This window comes from Alteromonas sp. DYW1 (genome assembly GCF_059752595.1).
On sequence record NZ_CM186038.1, the window covers coordinates 2,364,094 to 2,380,241 of the forward strand.

Below are 16,148 nucleotides of genomic sequence, written 5' to 3' on the forward strand. Positions count from 1 at the left end.
TGCCATGCTTGGCAACCTCATACCGTTTTACGGTCTGATATACGCAGGGGTGGTGGCATTTTCACCTTTGCTTAAGGCTAGATAACGGTCACGTAACTTCGTTTGACGCGATTCCATAACCACCGCTTTACCCGCAATAAAGACCTGCTCTGCCGCTTCGGTCACTTCGAGTGGGTCACCCGACCAGATCACCAAATCCGCTCGCTTACCCGGCGCAATACTGCCAATCTGATCATCCACTTGGAATATCTTCGCTGGATTCAAACTAATGGCAGCTAGCGCGTGTGAATACTCCATACCATTCGCAACCGCATTACCGGCATGCTGGGTCGCTAGGCGAATATTATGTGTATCCATACCAATGGCCACAGTAACACCTGCGGCTGCTAAACGCCCGGCATTTGCGAGTGTTGCGCCCATCTGATCAAAGCCGCCCGGTAAGTTATATTCTGGGTTTACAATCACCGGGATCGAATTGGCTGCCAATTGCTCGGCCACCCGCCAGGCCTCAATGCCCTCAACAAGCACCAAGCGCAACTTAGGGTAACGACTTTTGAGTTGGATAACCTGCTCGATATCAGCTTTCCGGTTGGCCCTGACTAGCAGCGGTGTAGCACCACTAAGTACCGGTTTTAGCGCGTTAATATCGGCCGTTGTGGTTAATCCGTGCCATTCAGCGCCGACAGCTAGCGACGCAGGTGCTTGCTGGGCTTCATTCAATACCTGGTTGAGCGCTACCCACAACGCAGCGCGGGATTCACCGTTAGTTTCCGCACCATCATTGGCTACACTGGTATGCACAAATGCACGCGGCTTAAGTACTGGCGATGTTCCACTGGCGAGCGTGATCACTGCCCCCTGCCCATTAAACAACTGCCCAGTACTAGCGATACCGCTAGCCGCACTGGTAAAGCCCTCAATGCGCGTGATCGCAAACAAACTGCTATCTGCATTAAAGGCAAAACTGGCATCATAAGCAGCCCCCGTAGTGGATACCGAATGGGCTTTAACCCGACTATCCACAACCCCTGCAGACATGCTCACCTCTTCCAGTCCCAACGTGGTTAATGCACCGACTAAACCCGGTGTAACCACTTTGTCATTAGCATCGATAACAGTATAGTCGCCGGGAATGTCAGCAGCATCGGTTAACACGCCTGAAATGACACCATCATTCACAAGCACAACGCCGTTTTCGATGGTTCCGGCACTACCGAGTGTATGAATTTTGCCACCAACAATCGCCAAATTTTCAGCCTGTGCCAGCGGGAGCATTGCCGTGAACAGCGCCGCTATGGTTAAAAACTGTGGTAAACGTCTCATTTGTGGTCTCCTTCAGCGACTTGTCCTAACTCGAAATCACTCACAGGCCAACTATCAGGCTGCGCGCGATCATACACCAGCGCACCATCGATAAAGACCTTTTCCGCTTGGCTATAGGTTGAGAAGGGGTCGCCTGACCAAAGCACGACATCTGCATTTTTGCCGGCTTCAAGTGAACCGGTTTGCGCAAATATACCCAATGACTTAGCTGGATTAGCTGATAACCACTGCCAAGCCTCAGCTTGCGATATTTCTAAACCAACGCGTTTGCCGTCTGCCCAAGCTTTGGCTGCCTCCTGATTGAGGCGCTGGATCCCTAAGTCACTATCGGAGTGCACCACGGCGCAGGCACCGGCGCTGTGCACTAACGGTATATTTTCACGAATGCCGTCGTACGCCTCCATCTTAAAGCCCCACCAGTCTGCCCACATGGATGAACACACATTGTTCTCAGCTAGTTTATCCGCAATCTTGTAGGACTCGACCGCGTGGTGGAAACTGCCGATCTGATAGCCAAATTCCTGCATGACGTCCATCATTACCGTCATTTCATCGGCCCGGTAGCAGTGCATATGCACAATAATCTCACCATCGAGTACGCCAACAAGCGTGTCTTTATCTAGATCACGCTTGGGCGGCTTGGGGTTTTTCCCAGCTTCATATTCGGCATAGTAGCGCTCCCACTGGTCGCGATACTGCTGCGCGTCTGCCCACGCCTGTCGGTAACCAGCAACATTCCCCATACGTGTCATGGGGCCACCTTTTTGCCCATACACACGTTTCGGGTTTTCACCGCAGGCCATTTTGACGCCGTAGGGCGCTTCCGGAAACTTCATCGCCTGCATGGTACGATTAGGTACGTTCTTCAGCGTTACTGACCGGCCACCAAACAAATTGGCAGAGCCCGGTAAAATTTGCATCGCTGTTACCCCACCGGCTAGTGCTCGACCAAACCCTGGATCTTGCGGCCACACCGAATGCTCAGCCCACACCCCCGCAGTAACAGGCCCTGTCATTTCGTTACCATCAGAATGCGACTGCGTCGATGGTGCAGGATAAACGCCTAGGTGACTGTGTGTGTCAATGATACCTGGGGTAACCCATTTACCCGAACCGTCGATAACCACAGCCCCTTCAGGCACTGAGAGATCGTTGCCAATGGCGGCTACTTTGCCATCGTTGAGTAGAATAGATGTAGATTCTTGTTTGCCACCAATCCCATCAAGTAGTGTGACATTGGTCAGAACAGTGGGCTGGCTTGGTAACGGCTGGTAGGTACTCGGGTAAGGATTTTTAGCGATAACGAACTTCTCATTTTGTTCAACATTCGCAGTGTCTTCCCCGCCGCAACCGGCCATCATTGCCAGTGTCAGAACACTGGCAGTAAAAAGCGGTAATGTGCTGGATTTTTTCATCATTTTTCTTAGGTTGGTTTAATTAAAATTATCGTAAACAGTATGCATACCATAGCACAAGCATTTTAGATTGCTGCGCTCTTGATTTATTCTGTTGTGCCGGTTAGTACCTGGTGCTGATTTGCATGCAATTTGGCGACAATTTCTGCCGGCTCACGCAGACGCCTGATCTGGTCAAACACCACTGCCGCCTCGGCATATTGGTTTTTTAAGTAGCCGAACCATTGTTTTATGCGGTTCGGATAATAGCGGCCTTTATCACCGAATATCTCGTAGCCGGAATAAGCCACTAACCATTCTGTCACTTCAGACCAAGGCATTGGACTTTGCTGGGTTTTAATGTGTAACGCGAGGTTTGGCATCGATAATGCGCCCCGCCCAACCATCAGTTGTTGACACGTTGATTGTTGTAGGCATTGCAAAGCGTCGCTACGTTGCCAAATCTCACCGTTGGCAATAATCGGTACCTGACAGTTGGCTTTGACCTTGGCTATCCAATCCCAGTAGGCCGGTGGCTTGTAGCCATCGGTTTTGGTACGTGCGTGGATGGTAATCGCCGATACGCCTGCATCTTCTAGGGCTTGCACATTAGCAAAAACTTGTTGCTTTTCTTCGAAACCTAAACGGATTTTTGCCGTCACAGGAAAAGCCGGATCAACCGCCTCGCGCACCGCTTTAACAATCGCATGCAGAGTGTGCGGCTCGTTGAGCAGTACCGCTCCCCCCCGACTCTTGTTCACGGTTTTGGCTGGACAACCAAAATTTAGATCCACGCCAGGTGAGCCAAGCTCGATGGCCCGCGCGGCGTTGTAAGCCATCCATTCTGGGTGCTGCCCCAATAACTGTACTCGCACAGGCACACCGCTTGGCGTTTTACCGCCCGCCTGCAGCTCCGGACACAAGCGATAAAAAACATGCTTAGGGATTTTTTGTTCGACAACGCGAACAAACTCAGTCACACATAAGTCATAGCCGCCAATGCGCGTTAACATATCGCGCATCAAGTGATCAACAACCCCTTCCATCGGCGCGAGCATGACCTTTAACGCAGCCGTTTTAGTTATTTCCGACACCCAACATCTCAATTGATTAAAGCGCGGTTATTTTACCCGCTTTGCGCTCACAACAACATAGCAAACCAAGGTTATGCCTATACGGAAGGACTCAATTCTTCAGCCAAGCTCAAGAGTTCATCGCGCACTTCCCGACTGCGCACGAGAAAAGCTTTTTGTTGTTCAGCGCTCGCAAAGTACTGCTGGAGTAATGGTTTGATCTGACGTTGGGTTTGCTGGGTTGGTAACATTAAGTAGTCGAGAATATCCAAACTGTGATGCACAATACCCTGCTTATGGTCGCCAATAGGACCTAACGATTCCAGCACTCGACACATTTCCTTAGGCATGTGCCACAAACGGCTTACAAACGCGCTAACCGCCACGGTGCTGGTACCCAAACGATGCTGTTGAAAACGATTTTGTTCTCGCCAGGTACTTAACTCATCCAGCTCTGCTGCACAGTCACGCATGTCATCGGGTAGGTAAAAGTGTAAAACCAACTCGCCAATGTTATGCAACAACGCTGCAAGATATGCGGTTTCAGCATCTACTTTATTGGCGTTACTCGCTTCATTCAGTGCGTCCACAATGTGTGTGGCGAGTAACGCACGGTGCCAAAAATGGGCGTAATTAAAGCCGTGAAGTTTATCCGCAAAGGTCTGCGAAGACATGATCGCCAAGGTTAACGCGTACAACTTCTCGACCCCGAAAATCGCAATTACTGCCTGTTTTAAATTGGCAACTTTGATATGCGCATACATACTGCTGTTTGCAATCTTCATGATTTTCGCTACGAGTACCGGGTCACCCTGCAACAGCTCAATGATTTGCTCAATGGTTGCTTCCGGATCGCGCAGGCAATCCAACAGTTTTGACACCGTAGAGGGCAAATGCGGGAGTTGCTCAGCGTCGATGATATCCTTCACATTGCTGGCATGCGACAAAGACACATACTGGGCCTGAATTTTCGCTGGAGAAATCCCCTGCCACTTTTTGAATGAACGCTCAAAGGTGGCACGATCTGAAAAGCCTAATTGCAGACTGATAGCGTCAATGGATTGGCCAGCAAATAGCAATGATAGCGCCTTGGCATTGCGCGCAGCCGCAACAATGTCGCGAAACTTTAAGCCTTCACTGTGAAGCTTGCGGCTCAAGGTTCTCTCGCTCATAGCGAGTTGCGATGCGACCGTGGTTTGCGACAGCGCATCCCAATCTTCTGTGCGAGCAACCTCGCGCATCACTGCAAATTCAATATTTTTGTGATTACCCAAACCACGTCGGTAAATATTTAATTGGCCTTTAAATGCGTCATGCACTCGCGGATTAGCGTTGCGCATGGGTTGCGTCAGCTTATCCCTTTGCACACTTAAGCGGAATATCAAATCGGTATCCTCAGCAAAGCGCTGGCCTTGCCAATCAACAATCGAGCTGTGCACTTGGCACTCAATAAGCCCATCGAGTAGCAAACCACTGAGGCGTATATGTTTAATCATTAAGCCACAGAACACCAACTGTGCATGGGGCAATTCCTGTGACTTAGTCATACTAATAGTGACTGAAGATACGCCAGTATTAATAACGCAAAGCGATTCTTCGCCACTGAGATCTTCCAGCATCAAAACAAAGGTATCGAGCCAAGCACCAACACTGGCACACGTCGACAAGGTGTTGGTGTAAAGCTCCAATGTGTCATTGGTGAAGCGTTGCCCTGCACTATACAGCCGTTGCGTAATTGCGTATTCAGACTCAAGGTGAGCGTGAGACTCTGCTGTATGTGAGTTTTCAAGAGCAGCTGCGGTTGCCTTCATTAACTGCTGGAAAAGCGAAATTTCCATTTGTGCAGATACACCCTGCGTGAAGAATTATTATATGTACTGATTTAACCATCGTCTGCACTGACATTAAAGTGATTTGTACTTTTTCAATAAAGCGACTAGATTCAAAGCATGTTTGCGCGCCGAAGTGGCCGCGAATTAAACCTTCATCTTGTTCTTAATTGCAGTCAGTATATGAACAAAAACGTATTTGCATCACACGGCAGTTTTACCATTGAACTAGATGGCAACTGTCTTATTGTTGACGGTAGAGGCCCCTACAATCAAGAGCTCGTACAAGAATATGAAAAAGCGATTGCAGGGGCGATCGATATTTTAAGCGGTGGCAATTGGACGCAAATTATCATTCTGCACGGGCTCAGTTTATTCACGCCAGATGGCGCAGAAAGACTCAAGCAAACAGTATTGATGCGCAAAGCAAAAGGATTAACTGCATCAGCGGTTGTGGTGGGTGATGTTGAAGGTAAAACTACAGTAACCCAACAAATGCACGACATTTACCAAGAATGCGGCATTGCCTTTGACTTTTTTGATGATATCCAACATGCACAAGAGTGGTTACAAACCCTTTGAAAAACCAAAACGCATATACAAAAACACCCGCAAAAGCGGGTGTTTTTGTATATGGCGTCCCCTAGGGGATTCGAACCCCTGTTACCGCCGTGAAAGGGCGGTGTCCTAGGCCTCTAGACGAAGGGGACAAAAAATCTTACTACCACCAATCGGTGATGATTCTTTGTAGGCGAGTTAACCGAAGTTAACGCTAACCTAAACCTAGAACGTTGTGACTGGGTTAACAATCACGTGCAAGCTTGACCTTGCTTGACCCTTTAACTTAACCAGTAAAGGATGAAAATGGCGTCCCCTAGGGGATTCGAACCCCTGTTACCGCCGTGAAAGGGCGGTGTCCTAGGCCTCTAGACGAAGGGGACAGAAAATCGGCTTTGCAAAGCATCGCTTTGCTGATCTTCTGTAAGGCGAAGTAACGTTAGTTACTGAGCGACCTTACCTAGTATTGTGTCACTTAAACTTGGTGGAGCCAGGCGGGATCGAACCGCCGACCTCTTGCATGCCATGCAAGCGCTCTCCCAGCTGAGCTATGGCCCCGGCTAATGAACCTGACTCAAGCTGAGTCCGTTCCGTGACAGCGGGGCGCATTCTAGGCATCAGACCTTAAAGTGTCAACGATTTTTTTAGGAATTTTCGCGGTTTTCGATATATTCCAGTGCATTGTTTATTCGTTGTACAACCTTTGTTTGAGAAATCAACGCCAAGGTCAAATCCAAGGAAGGAGAATTGCCGCCACCGGTTACAGCAACCCGCAATGGCATGCCGACTTTACCCATACCAATTTCTAGCTCTTCAGCCGTTTGATTGATCGCAGTCTGAATATTCTCTCCCGTCCACTGGGTGACTGCAGCCAGTTTTGTTTGCACCAAGCACAGCGCTTCTTTGGCCACGGGGCGTAAATGCTTCTTCGCTGCATTGGCATCAAATTCATCATAGTCGTGATAAAAATAACGACTGATACTGGCCAACTCTGCCAAGGTTTTCACACGGTCAGCTTGCACGCTGATCACCTCGGTTAACGCTGGGCCATCAGACATATCGATACCCTGCTGATCAAAATGCCACTGCGCATGCTCAGCGACAACCTCTGCCGGTAAGGTTTTAATATAATGCTGGTTTAACCAAATCAGTTTTTCAGTATTAAATGCTGACGCCGACTGGCCAATCGCATCTAATGAGAAAAGCTCAATCATTTCATCCACGGAAAAGATTTCTTGATCGCCATGCGACCAACCCAACCGCACCAAATAGTTGAGTACGGCCTGAGGCAAATAACCATCATCACGGTATTGCATTACGCTCACCGCGCCATGGCGTTTAGATAACTTCTTACCATCATCGCCCAAAATCATCGACACGTGCGCATACTCAGGGATCGGTGCACCTAATGCCTGCAAAATATTGATTTGCCGAGGCGTGTTGTTAATGTGGTCTTCGCCACGCACCACGTGAGTGATCCCCATATCCCAATCATCCACGACTACACAGAAATTGTAGGTGGGTGTGCCATCGCTGCGCATGATCACCAAGTCATCCATTTCAGCGTTGGCGATTTCAATCTTACCGCGAACGTGGTCGGTAAAGACCACACTGCCCTGCTGCGGATTCTTGAAGCGGATCACATAAGGCTCCCCTTCTGGATGGTCGGTACGGTCCCGCCAGGTTCCGGGGTAACGCGGTTTTTCACCCTTGGCTTTTTGTGCCTCGCGGATGGCGTCAAGCTCATCTGCTGGCATAAAGCACTTATAGGCTTTACCTTCGACCATTAACTGCTCAATGACTTCACGATAGCGGTCAAAGCGGTCAGTTTGATAGACCGGACCAACATCCGCGTCTAAACCTAACCATGCCATACCGTCAAGGATGGCCTGCTTGGCTTCCTCGGTAGAGCGTTCAATATCGGTATCTTCGATACGCAAAACAAATTGCCCGCCTTGGCTTTTGGCATACAACCAAGAGTAAAGCGCAGTTCGTGCGCCGCCTACGTGCAAATAGCCCGTTGGGCTCGGCGCGAATCGAGTCACTACAGTCATTGTTACATTACCTAAAACAAATTTGGCGCGCATTCTACCTTAGCTGTGGCGCGAAGCGAACCCCCGACTAAAACAATTGCAACGCGCTGCGATCAAATTCACTTAAATTCGGAAATACAGCAGCCAATTCGTTATCACTTAAGCCAAACCACGCGGCCAATTCACTACCTAAATGCTCAAGTGCCAGAGTTGGGATCATGCGCCCATCACCAATGTCATCCGCGGAATTGAGCGCCAGAGCCGGTAACTGCCCTTTCACAACACCACCGTCAACAGGTCCCCCCATTACCAATTGGTGACCGCCCCAACCGTGATCGGTACCATCACCATTACTGGTGAGAGTGCGACCAAACTCTGATGCAGTAAACGTGACTACGTTATCACTTAACCCTCGAGCATCGATATCATCCTGAAAAGACTTCAATGCATGACTTAAGGTAGACAGTAACTGTGGATGTAATTGCGCTTGTGCGTCGTGAGTATCCCACCCGCCTAAGCCAACAAAATAGATCTGCCGCGCCTGGGCTAACACCGGTTGGCTGGCAATTAAGGTGGCAACCATGCGTAGTTGCGCGGCCAAATCGTTGCCATCTGGGTAAATGGTCGTGCTCGGCGACACGCTTTCTATCGCGGTCAAAATGCGCTCATTATTGTTGTTAGCACTGGTTAGTTTGCGGGCATATGCGCGCTCCAGCGGATTAGCACTTAATTCGAGCATGCGATTAAACAGGGTGATCCGCTCAGCATCCCAAGACTGATTTGGGTTTAATGCAGCAAACGCTTCAGGCCCTTCAGGAGACACTGCAAACGGCACCACTTGCGTACCCGCTTGCAATAAATTGTTGCCAAACAACGTAAGGTTCATCGATAAAGTATCGTTGCTGTCGTGCAATAAATCGGCCATTCGCCCGCCCCAGCCGGTGCGTGACGCAGTGTTCATTGAGCCCGCTTGCCAGAGCGCTTGCTGATCATTGTGCGAAAACAGCTGAGGCGGTAGCAAACTGTTGTCATTCAGCAACATGGCTTTTGATAAGGGCCGTTGCATTGGGCCTACATTCGACACAAACGCAAGCTTATTGGCGGCAAATAGCTCCTGCAGTGGCGCTGCACTGGGCGGCAATCCGACAGCATAGGCAGGCGGGACTGCACTGGTTATGGGCAATAGTGTTTCGCGCGGATACGCCAACGACTGACGGACACTCTGATACACTGCGTAATCGCTTGGAGTGGTCGGTACCAGCATATTAAATGAATCATTCCCACCATATAAAAATACGCACACCAAGGCTTTGTAATCGTTGAACCGGGCCGAACTTTGCGCCATAACTGCTTGCGATAAGGTCAAGTTTACTCCGAGTGATGCGGCGGTCGTAAGCGAGCCAGCTGATATCAGGGATTGCTGTAAAAACTGTCTTCTCGATAGCGGCACGATGAACACCTCCCTACCGTTGTACCGCAAACTGCGGTGATGAAAGAATTAGAAACACCAGATTAGCTACGCGATCAGCGGGTTCCCACCCCTCAGTTAGCGCCAATGCATCTAGTAGGATTGTGCGGTACTCGTCTACCATTGCGCCAGACAAAAGCAACAGGTTTAACTGCTTCAATAGCTCGTCAGGCTGCTCCAATAGCGCTACCTGCGCGTCAAATGAGACTAAAATATCCTTCTCTTCGACTGGCTCACGCCGCTGTTGATGCCCCCACAGGGTGGAATAAGCAATATAATTAGTCGCTCGCACCACGTAGGTTTCAGTGATAATTTGTAGTTCCGGGGCAACCAGTTGATTACTCGCGAGCTCGCCCGGCTCGGTATAGTCTGGTAAGTAAAAATTGAATACTGAAGGTGACGATAAAGGCGCCTGATTAAAGATATAATCGGGATAACCTAATTGCATACGCTGATTGGGTGAATACGCAGCAAATGCCCGCCACAATTGCGCTTGCTTAATAATCGGTTCTTTTAATTTGCCATACTGTTCAGGCAAATCAAGGTGGCCACTGCGCGCTTCTGCATCTAACAGTACGGCTTTGATTGTGGCCGCCAAGTCACCACGAACACCCTCACCGTTATCATTAAACACGCTGGCAACGCGCGCAATGTAAGCAGAAGTTGGATTACTGGTAACCAATTGTTGAATGAGGTGCCGACTCACAAATGGCCCAACATTGGGATGCATAAACAAACTATCCAGCGCCATCGTCAGATCTTGCTCGGCAGACTGCCCTGCTGGCACAACCACTTGATTTAATAATTGCTTTTCGCCCTTATCATGAAAGGCTTCTACGGGCTCCATCGAGTTTAAGGTATCGTAATTCTGCCACCAGTTGTACCAAGTAAACTCGGTCGCTGGGCTGAAATTCCAACCAGTAAACACGTGCGCATAGGCTTCGATTATAGCTTGGTCATAGGTTGGGATCGGGTCGCCGTTGGTGCCAATGATAGGCGAGCCATCGATATCTAATTCAACCAGTCCGATACTGAATAATTGCATTAACTCGCGGGCATAGTTCTCATCCGGCCGAATATTTCTCGCGCTATCCGGCTTTTCATTACCCAGCATACTTAAGTACATACCCATAATCGGAGAGCGCGTAACATCCTCAAGCAGATCGCGATAATTACCAAAGGCATGTGAAGCAAGTAAATCATAATAATTGGCCATACCAAATTGGTCTTCAGAGAATATACTTTTATCGGAAATGACCATTAACTGACTCAGCGCATAGGCCACTCGCTGGCGCACTTGATCGGGTGCCAGCAGTGCGGCATTCCACCACGCCTCTATTCGATGTTCGCGCCATATATCTTCTCGCTCGACCTGATTGGTAAGCGCATTTAAGTACTCAACATGACTAGTGGCAGGCATGGCTAATTGCGCATCCAGCCAAGTTTCGGCTCCAGCCTCAACGACGGCATCGATCGCATTTAACGTGGCTCCGAAAGTCGCCTGTTGGAGCAAACGCGCGGCATCCACCCGTTGTTCCCAAAGACTAGGCTCAGGCGGTTGCGGTGTGGGAGGAGGCGTTGGAGTGGGCGTTGGTTCCGGGGTCGGAGTCGGGGTTGGAGTTTCGCCACTGTCAGAACCCCCACAGGCGACAAGCGTCAGACTTAAGCTGATAATCAACGTTAACTGAATTAGACCTTTCATCATAAACGTTCCAGCGACAAAATTAAGCGTCGCACATTTTTTAAGCATTAATTGAGTCTAGACAAATCAATTTCTGACCACAATTTGAACAAATGGAATTTACGTAAAATTTACGGTTGACAGGGCGCGTTACGACTCTATAATACCGCCCACTTAACCGCTTCAGCGGGAAAAGATGGACGCTTAGCTCAGTTGGGAGAGCACCGCCCTTACAAGGCGGGGGTCACTGGTTCAAGCCCAGTAGCGTCCACCACTCTTTTCAAAATACAAAAAATTCTTCGGACGCTTAGCTCAGTTGGGAGAGCACCGCCCTTACAAGGCGGGGGTCACTGGTTCAAGCCCAGTAGCGTCCACCACTTTCCCATTTTATTAATGTTTATTCAGTTACGGTAAATCGCTGTATGCGCTTTTTGATGTTCACCGCTAACAACCATTCAGTTTTACCGACACTTTGCGAGCAAACCATCGGTAATTTCAAGCCAAAAAGGCCTGTATAAAGTACCAGTTCTCGGAGATTTATAGATGACTCCGCCTATTCCACCAATTTGGCACAATAAATTCCCCCAAAACGTCCAATTAAATTCCAAGTCAATAATGCTGGACGCTCCAGGCCAATCCGCTAAACTAGCAATACAGAAAATACACCAGATTGGCGCAAAAATTTGCCCCAAATTGGTGTCCAATAAGTTGTTATAACTACAGGTAGCAGTGGTGATTTTTTTCATTCAAGGAGAGATAAAATTTCTAATTCCCTAGGTAGACAAATTCAACTAATCATTGCTTTGGTTATTTCAGTAACTGTTGCTATTTTGTGCTGATCTGGGCTCGAACAGAGAGTCCTATATACAGACCTCTAATCCAAGATATGCGCCTAGTAGACTCCGTTGAAATAGTGGACGTTTTAGACCAAGAAGACATCAGGTATTACTCGGATGTCAAAAACCATATGCTGTATGTAGACCAAGCGAAATCTGACTTAGCAAGGGTAGCTCTCGCAAAGAGAGGGTTTGTTATTGAATACCCCGAAATAACTAAGCATAGCGATTTAAATACAGCATATGATGAATTCATAAAGCTACAGGAAGAAAAAGAAATAAACGGTCAAATCTGGGAACAACCAACGTTTCTCCCATTAGTTAAACTTGTCATGGGTGCATTAGTTATCATTGTTCTTATTCTTGCAGTAGTTCGCCCAATGCTAAGACAGTTCTTATTGGATGAAGAGGATGAGTAGTTATAACAAACCGATCAAGCTCACTCGCTGCGCTCGCTGGGACAATTCCTCGCATGCGGCTCCGCGATTTTCGCATGCAAGTAATTGCCCCTTATCGGGGTGTTAGAAACCATTTCGCTTTTAGCTTAAGTCGTATCAACTTCAGCACGTTCTTCAGCCTCAATTCTTCGATCAACACACCACGCGAATGTTAACTTTTTGCTGCGCACACAACGCGGTTGTGTGCCGCCTTTCTGCATCGACAGTTCATTTAAGGCCGTCGCCTGTTCGAGCTATTTTTCAATCAAACAACTTCAGTTGCTGCTTCGTTAAAGTGTTTTATCTCAAAGGCAGTTTTTAGGTCGCCCTACCCTCGTCTAGGCTCAATGGCTTGTTTTATTTAAGTCCAAGTCGTATTCTGCAACTCAGGTTTTTTCAAGGACGAGTGGCCTTTCCTCATGCCAATTTCTAACAAGCCAATCAAGCTCGCTCCTTGCAGTCGCTGGGACAACTACGTGTACGGCCTCCTGAAATCGTGCCGCACACTTCGTTGCCCCTTATCGGAAAGTTAGCTGCCAAAAGGAAATTGAATGTACGGCTCATGGATTACTGTTCTTTTATTTACCGTCGGTTGCATTGTTGGCTTGCTTGCTGTTTTAAAGTACAAGAAGATTTATTATTCACTGTACGTAGCCAATAAAAAGAAAAATCCAAATAAAGCGGAAATGTTCAAAGAACTGCTACTCAATAGTACGCTTGAAACCCTGTTTTTCGTTTTAATCGTTATATTCGTAATTGTTGCTTTAGTTTATAAACCTGAGGTGTCTTTTATTGGTTATTAAATGGATTCATAGGATGTCTTGCACTCCGACAGCTAACAAACGACTATGGTGTCAATTCCTTCAAATCACGCCATAGCCGCTTCCCATTCAGTTCCATCTCGCACCATGGAATTCAAGATAATAATCATCTTTCTGACACAGGCTACCAACGCAACTTTTTTGGGTTTACCCGCAGTCACTAGATGCTGATATTTTTGTTTAAAGACTGGATTGCACTGTATCGCTGACATCATTGCCATATACAAAACTGTTCGGACTTGTGCTCTTCCACCTTGGATTTTTCGCTTGCCTTTGAATCTACCACTCTCTTTGTTCATAGGCGCTACGCCAATCAGTGACGCAGCTTGTCTATTGTTCATGCAGCCTAGCTCAGGCATATAACTTAGTAACGTAGCAGCTGCTGTTTTACCAATGCCTGGCATACTCTGCACAAGGTCGCTTTTAGTCCGATAATCTGGACAACTTTCTATCAGTGTAATTAGTTTCCTATCAATCTTATCTATCTGTTTATCCAAGGCTGTCACAATCGGCTTGATCATAGATACTAGCGCTTTGGGCATTATCTTCAGTCGGTTCTTCTCCATCGTACGCATGACGAGCAACTGATTCCTACGCGAAACCAAATCCGCCATCAGCCTGATTGAATCTGGCTTAAGTTCTGACAGCTTCGGTGCAATAGCTTCACCATAATGGGCAATTAATTGGGCATCCAATCTATCCGTTTTTGCTCGCCGCCCAATAGCACCCGCAAAGCGTTTTACATGAATAGGGTTAACTACAACAAATGGAAGCTTTGCTTTTGCTGCGGCTACAACGAATGCTAATTCATGACGTCCTGTCGCCTCAATCACAATGCGCTCAGGCTTTAATGGTTTTAATTGCTTTATCGCTGTTGCAATACCTTCAGCATCGTTCGCTACACTTAGGTCCATCCCCAGTGGGCGAATATGAATATCTAATGCTGATTTGCCTGTATCTACACCAACCGTAATTCTTTGCGCACTTTGTGTTTTCATAATAAGCTTTACTCTAGTTTGCTAAATGCGAGCTCGAGGCTCAGTCGACTATTCGAGTTGTTGCTCGGAGTGCTTAGTAGCGTTCACGTTTGTTATCGGTCTCTCAATAGAGGAACCTCGCATCAATCGAACTACTACTTAGCCAACTTTGGTGGCCGCCAAAGTCTGGGCCTCACTTTACCCATCTTGTAAAAGGATTAAAGGTGAATTTAGGGAAGAATTATCCATACAAATGCATCAAACCTCACTGCGTTCGTGGGGACACCTACTCGCTGGCTCGCGCTGCGCGCAAGTTTAGCCAACAAGTAGCTGCCCTTTATGCAAAGTGTTAGGTACTCGGAGTTAAATTGAAAAAAAAGGCTTTTTTCACAAAAAATCATAGCTGCTCCATCCATAGAAAACGGAACAAAGCACTTGGCGTTGCAGAGCTAATTGCTATTGCACTTGGGGGAATGGTGGGTGGCGGGATCTTCACCATTCTGGGTATTTCTGTTTCTATGATTGGCGCTTATACACCCTTGGCGATAATTCTTGGCGCGGTGATCGCATCGCTAGCCGCCTATTCATACATTAAATTAGGCGTGTATTATAAAGATGAAGGCGCCACATACTCATTTTATAAAAGAACATTTCCTCAATCTCCTTTTGCTGCTTCGTTAATTGGCTGGTGTGTCATTTTTGGGTACATAAGTACACTGGCTCTATACGCCTATACCTTCTCATCTTATGCTATCAGCAGCTTTTCTTTTGCTGATAGCGAATGGATGCGCAAACTTGTCGCTGGCACCGTAATACTCATCTTTACCCTAATCAATATATGGAGCGTTAAAGGTATGGGTAAACTTGAAGATATTATGGTTTATACGAAACTGGCGATACTAGTTTTAGTTTCATTTGTCCTGATAAACAACAGTCAAACAACGCTACCTGTACTATTACAAGATAACAATGACACTAGCGCATTAACTATCTTGATAGTTGCTTCAATTACGTTTGTGGCATATGAAGGATTTCAGCTCGTAATTAACGCCGTTAATGAAATGGAAACGCCGGAAATCAATATCCCGAAAGCTATTTATTCAGCTATATTTCTCGCCGCTTTAATTTATGTTGTTATTTCACTCGGCGCCATACTTGCTATCCCTTTCGATGAGATAATCAAAAACAAAGAATATGCATTGGCTTCTGGTGCTGAACATGTGTTAGGGCACTGGGGAACTGAGCTCATAATTGTAGGTGCCTTACTTGCAACTAGTAGCGCAATTAGCGGCACGGTATTCGGGGCATCAAGACAAATGGCTGTAATTGCTCGAGATGGCTATTTCCCCAGTATACTTGGTAAACAAATTAACCACATACCTATCTATTCAATCATATGTATGTCTGTGCTGGCATTTGTTCTTGTGCTGGCTGGCAGCCTTCAAGTAATCCTAGAATTTGGTAGTGTCACCTTCCTATTAGTATCACTGTTAATGGCATATGCTAATTATAAAATTAAACACTTAACCAATTCCTCGCCGATTATTACTGTTATTTCTATCATCGGGCTTATGGTTGGAACAATTTTGATTTTTTATTATGAATTCACTAATCAACCCCAGCAAATGTTCTTTATTGGAGCGATTTACATGCTATTAACCCTTGGATCGTGGTTCTATTCAAGAAACAACGCTTCTCAAAATGGTAACTGACAAACG

At 47.3% G+C, this 16,148-nt stretch carries 12 protein-coding genes and 5 tRNA genes; 6 read left to right on the forward strand and 11 right to left on the reverse strand.

All coding sequences use genetic code 11. The features are described from left to right. Positions 1-27: 27 nt before the first annotated feature. From AC121Z_RS10515 to AC121Z_RS10530, 4 genes are all read right to left on the reverse strand, one after another. Positions 28-1,323: an amidohydrolase family protein gene (locus AC121Z_RS10515; RefSeq protein ID WP_498123988.1), complete on the reverse strand. Its 1,296-nt coding sequence runs from the start codon at positions 1,321-1,323 to the stop codon at positions 28-30. Continuing rightward, entirely contained in the window at positions 1,320-2,684 is a 1,365-nt protein-coding gene (locus tag AC121Z_RS10520) for an amidohydrolase (RefSeq protein WP_498128214.1), read from the reverse strand. Before AC121Z_RS10520 ends, AC121Z_RS10515 begins: the two co-directional genes overlap by 4 nt. Positions 2,685-2,824: 140 nt before the next feature. After that, positions 2,825-3,775, reverse strand: a complete 951-nt coding sequence (locus tag AC121Z_RS10525; RefSeq protein WP_498128216.1) for a tRNA-dihydrouridine synthase — start codon at positions 3,773-3,775, stop codon at positions 2,825-2,827. A 113-nt stretch (positions 3,776-3,888) separates the two neighbouring features. Beyond that, on the reverse strand, positions 3,889-5,628 hold the full coding sequence (locus AC121Z_RS10530) for an HDOD domain-containing protein (RefSeq protein WP_498123989.1): 1,740 nt from the start codon (positions 5,626-5,628) through the stop codon (positions 3,889-3,891). A gap of 174 nt (positions 5,629-5,802) precedes the next feature. Between AC121Z_RS10530 and AC121Z_RS10535 the strand changes: the two genes are divergently transcribed. Further along, positions 5,803-6,201, forward strand: a complete 399-nt coding sequence (locus AC121Z_RS10535; protein ID WP_498123990.1) for a hypothetical protein — start codon at positions 5,803-5,805, stop codon at positions 6,199-6,201. A 52-nt stretch (positions 6,202-6,253) separates the two neighbouring features. On the opposite strand, the gene AC121Z_RS10540 is transcribed toward AC121Z_RS10535, so the two are convergent. The 6 genes from AC121Z_RS10540 to AC121Z_RS10565 all read right to left on the reverse strand — a co-directional run bounded on the left by AC121Z_RS10540 (position 6,254) and on the right by AC121Z_RS10565 (position 11,383). After that, positions 6,254-6,329, reverse strand: a tRNA-Glu gene (locus AC121Z_RS10540). A gap of 155 nt (positions 6,330-6,484) precedes the next feature. Next, a tRNA-Glu gene (locus AC121Z_RS10545) sits at positions 6,485-6,560 on the reverse strand. A 99-nt stretch (positions 6,561-6,659) separates the two neighbouring features. Beyond that, positions 6,660-6,735 (reverse strand) — tRNA-Ala (locus AC121Z_RS10550). An 86-nt stretch (positions 6,736-6,821) separates the two neighbouring features. Beyond that, positions 6,822-8,231 (reverse strand): glutamate--tRNA ligase, encoded by a 1,410-nt coding sequence (gltX, locus tag AC121Z_RS10555; RefSeq protein ID WP_498123991.1) that lies wholly within the window; start codon positions 8,229-8,231, stop codon positions 6,822-6,824. Positions 8,232-8,298: 67 nt separating this feature from the next. Beyond that, entirely contained in the window at positions 8,299-9,576 is a 1,278-nt protein-coding gene (locus AC121Z_RS10560; RefSeq protein ID WP_498123992.1) for a DUF1501 domain-containing protein, read from the reverse strand. Positions 9,577-9,673: 97 nt separating this feature from the next. After that, a complete protein-coding gene (locus AC121Z_RS10565; RefSeq protein ID WP_498123993.1) occupies positions 9,674-11,383 on the reverse strand; it encodes a DUF1800 domain-containing protein in 1,710 nt (569 codons plus the stop codon). A gap of 174 nt (positions 11,384-11,557) precedes the next feature. Between AC121Z_RS10565 and AC121Z_RS10570 the strand changes: the two genes are divergently transcribed. The 4 genes from AC121Z_RS10570 to AC121Z_RS10585 all read left to right on the forward strand — a co-directional run bounded on the left by AC121Z_RS10570 (position 11,558) and on the right by AC121Z_RS10585 (position 13,435). Further along, positions 11,558-11,633 (forward strand) — tRNA-Val (locus tag AC121Z_RS10570). A 27-nt stretch (positions 11,634-11,660) separates the two neighbouring features. Then, positions 11,661-11,736, forward strand: a tRNA-Val gene (locus AC121Z_RS10575). A gap of 536 nt (positions 11,737-12,272) precedes the next feature. After that, complete coding sequence (locus AC121Z_RS10580) at positions 12,273-12,614, forward strand: hypothetical protein (RefSeq protein WP_498123994.1); 342 nt, start codon at positions 12,273-12,275, stop codon at positions 12,612-12,614. A 569-nt stretch (positions 12,615-13,183) separates the two neighbouring features. Next, on the forward strand, positions 13,184-13,435 hold the full coding sequence (locus AC121Z_RS10585) for a hypothetical protein (protein ID WP_498123995.1): 252 nt from the start codon (positions 13,184-13,186) through the stop codon (positions 13,433-13,435). A 65-nt stretch (positions 13,436-13,500) separates the two neighbouring features. On the opposite strand, the gene AC121Z_RS10590 is transcribed toward AC121Z_RS10585, so the two are convergent. After that, positions 13,501-14,451, reverse strand: coding sequence for an IS110 family RNA-guided transposase (locus AC121Z_RS10590; protein ID WP_498123996.1), 951 nt, complete (start codon positions 14,449-14,451; stop codon positions 13,501-13,503). Between the two features lie 347 nt (positions 14,452-14,798). On the opposite strand from AC121Z_RS10590, the gene AC121Z_RS10595 reads away from it, so the two are divergent. Continuing rightward, the gene (locus AC121Z_RS10595) at positions 14,799-16,142 is read left to right on the forward strand and encodes an APC family permease (protein ID WP_498123997.1); all 1,344 of its coding nucleotides are present in this window, start codon (positions 14,799-14,801) and stop codon (positions 16,140-16,142) included. The last annotated feature ends 6 nt before the right edge of the window (positions 16,143-16,148 follow it).

What these genes read in the sequence shown, in the direction of transcription:
- AC121Z_RS10515 (WP_498123988.1), bottom strand. Translation starts at nt 1,323, where the DNA reads ATGAGACGTTTACCACAGTTTTTAACCATAGCGGCGCTGTTCACGGCA.
- AC121Z_RS10520 (WP_498128214.1), bottom strand. Translation starts at nt 2,684, where the DNA reads ATGATGGCCGGTTGCGGCGGGGAAGACACTGCGAATGTTGAACAAAAT.
- AC121Z_RS10525 (WP_498128216.1), bottom strand. Translation starts at nt 3,775, where the DNA reads ATGCTCGCGCCGATGGAAGGGGTTGTTGATCACTTGATGCGCGATATG.
- AC121Z_RS10530 (WP_498123989.1), bottom strand. Translation starts at nt 5,628, where the DNA reads ATGGAAATTTCGCTTTTCCAGCAGTTAATGAAGGCAACCGCAGCTGCT.
- AC121Z_RS10535 (WP_498123990.1), top strand. Translation starts at nt 5,803, where the DNA reads ATGAACAAAAACGTATTTGCATCACACGGCAGTTTTACCATTGAACTA.
- gltX (WP_498123991.1), bottom strand. Translation starts at nt 8,231, where the DNA reads ATGACTGTAGTGACTCGATTCGCGCCGAGCCCAACGGGCTATTTGCAC.
- AC121Z_RS10565 (WP_498123993.1), bottom strand. Translation starts at nt 11,383, where the DNA reads ATGATGAAAGGTCTAATTCAGTTAACGTTGATTATCAGCTTAAGTCTG.
- AC121Z_RS10585 (WP_498123995.1), top strand. Translation starts at nt 13,184, where the DNA reads ATGTACGGCTCATGGATTACTGTTCTTTTATTTACCGTCGGTTGCATT.
- AC121Z_RS10590 (WP_498123996.1), bottom strand. Translation starts at nt 14,451, where the DNA reads ATGAAAACACAAAGTGCGCAAAGAATTACGGTTGGTGTAGATACAGGC.